This window comes from Maridesulfovibrio sp., from assembly GCF_963678865.1.
In the GTDB taxonomy this organism is placed as follows: domain Bacteria; phylum Desulfobacterota; class Desulfovibrionia; order Desulfovibrionales; family Desulfovibrionaceae; genus Maridesulfovibrio.
The window spans coordinates 3,085,001-3,087,500 of the sequence record NZ_OY787459.1 but is presented as its reverse complement, the minus strand read 5'-3'; the positions used below and the strand labels follow the sequence as shown (position 1 = coordinate 3,087,500).

Here is a 2,500-nt window from a genome sequence, read left to right as displayed (position 1 = left end):
CCCTTTGAAAAGGGTTTAAGAATCCCAAACTTCTTTAGTATGCTTCGCTCTGCCCCGAACTCGTCTCGGTGGGATTCGTCCAGAATACCCGATCTCCAAAACCTGTTCAAAAATCGATGCGAAACGCAAAAGCCTGAGTCTCAAACTTTCATTTATTTAATGATCACAGCACCTTGCTTTCGCTCAGTGCGGAGACGGAATCTATATAAACCCGCCGTCCGTGTCAACCATTAATTTCATTGTTCTCACAAAATATTTTTTCAATGATCTCAACGCCTTACTTTCGTTCAGCGCGGATTGGGAATCTAGAGAAACCCGATCCGAAAGTCAACCGTTTTTTGACTCGCCCCTTCAGGGATGTTGCCTTTTCAGGCAACGTCCAAATCTGCTGTCCTGCAGATTTGTGACCGGTCAGTCAAAAAAAAATCCCAGCTGTGCTGCGCCCGTTCAGGGCCGTCATCAGCCGAGGAAAGACTTTCTATGGAAAACACTCTGCCGCGTCAACTGCTTTTTGAATTATTGTGGATATCTCTAGAAGGCGGGGTTGCTAAATGGCTTAACAGGGCGGATTTAAGAACTTTTATTTATATTCTTCCTATTCCACTTAAAAATCATTAGAGGCTTTGTCCTTCCGCCTCTTTCTTCCGTGTATCCCTAAGCTTCTCACTTCCAACGCCCCCCCAAATCCTGCACATGTATCTATGCCAGTCTTTAAATAAATTCATAAGGCAAAAAAAAAGCCCTGAACTTAATCAGGGCTTAGAAATAAAAGCTTGCGACGACCTACTTTCCCACTAGCTACCTAGCAGTATCATCGGCGATGGAGAGCTTAACTTCCGAGTTCGGAATGGGGTCGGGTGTGACCTCTCCTCAATGGTCGCAAGCAAATTTGGCTTGCTGTCGATGAGCAAAATATATTGTTTAATAGAGAAGAATTTACCCTTAACTTCAACCTTTGGGTTAAAGTTATAGGGAGAGAAGAAAAATAAGTCGCACGATTTATTAGTACCGGTCAGCTGAATGTGTCACCACACTTACACCTCCGGCCTATCAACCAGGTGGTCTACCTGGAATCTTTAGATGCTAAAGCATAGGGATAACTAATCTTGAGGCAGGCTTCCCGCTTAGATGCTTTCAGCGGTTATCCCTTCCGAACTTAGCTACCCTGCAATGCCACTGGCGTGACAACAGGAACACCATAGGTTCGTCCACCCCGGTCCTCTCGTACTAGGGACAGACCCTCTTCAATTATCCTACGCCCACGGTAGATAGGGACCAAACTGTCTCACGACGTTTTAAACCCAGCTCGCGTACCACTTTAATCGGCGAACAGCCGAACCCTTGGGACCTGCTTCAGCCCCAGGATGTGATGAGCCGACATCGAGGTGCCAAACCGCGCCGTCGATGTGAACTCTTGGGCGCGATCAGCCTGTTATCCCCGGCGTACCTTTTATCCTATGAGCGATGGCCCTTCCATGCGGAACCACCGGATCACTAAGACCAACTTTCGTTCCTGCTCGACATGTCTGTCTTACAGTCAAGCTCCCTTATGCCTTTGCACTCGACGGCTGGTTTCCAATCAGCCTGAGGGAACCTTTGCAAGCCTCCGTTACTTTTTGGGAGGCGACCGCCCCAGTCAAACTACCCACCAGACACTGTCTCCAAGCCGGATAACGGCATTGGATTAGAATTCAAGACTATCAAGGGTGGTATTTCAAGGTTGGCTCCACCGACACTGGCGTGCCGGCTTCAAAGCCTCCCACCTATCCTACACATGATAGCCCTAAACCCAATGTCAAGCTATAGTAAAGGTGCACAGGGTCTTTCCGTCTTACCGCGGGTAACCGGCATTTTCACCGGTAATTCAATTTCACTGAGTCTCTGGTTGAGACAGTGGGGAGATCGTTACGCCATTCGTGCAGGTCGGAACTTACCCGACAAGGAATTTCGCTACCTTAGGACCGTTATAGTTACGGCCGCCGTTTACTGGGGCTTCAATTCGGAGCTTCGACCGAAGTCTAACACCTCCTTTTAACCTTCCAGCACCGGGCAGGCGTCAGTCCCTATACATCGTCTTACGACTTAGCAGAGACCTATGTTTTTAGTAAACAGTCGCCCCCCCCGATTCTCTGCGGCTCCAAACAGCTCGGAGAGTAAATAACTTCACCGTCTGGAGCATCCCTTCTCGCTAACTTACGGGATCATTTTGCCGAGTTCCTTAACCAGAGTTCTCTCAAGCGCCTTGGTCTACTCGACCCGACTACCTGTGTTGGTTTGCGGTACGGTCTATAAGTGCTAAACTTAGAAGATTTTCTAGGCAGTCTGGAATCACTCACTTCAAACGTAAAGTTACGGCATCATGTCTCGGCCTAAAGAGAAACGGATTTGCCTATTTCTCAAGCCTACGCATTTACACCGGCATATCCAACAGCCGGCTGAGCTATCCTACTGCGTCCCTCCATCGCACACACTTACAGGTACGGGAATATTAACCCGTTTT

1 protein-coding gene and 2 rRNA genes (1 of these 3 only partly in view) are annotated in these 2,500 nt (G+C 48.3%); 1 reads left to right on the top strand and 2 read right to left on the bottom strand.

The annotated features are described in order from the left end of the window. The first annotated feature begins 480 nt into the window (after positions 1-480). Positions 481-618: a hypothetical protein gene (locus tag ACKU41_RS14135; RefSeq protein WP_321401670.1), complete on the top strand. Its 138-nt coding sequence runs from the start codon at positions 481-483 to the stop codon at positions 616-618. 152 nt (positions 619-770) lie between these two features. Here ACKU41_RS14135 and rrf read toward each other — a convergent pair. Continuing rightward, a 5S ribosomal RNA gene (gene rrf / locus ACKU41_RS14130) occupies positions 771-885 on the bottom strand. Between the two features lie 96 nt (positions 886-981). Further along, positions 982-2,500, bottom strand: a 23S ribosomal RNA gene (locus tag ACKU41_RS14125); it runs 1,416 nt beyond the window's last position.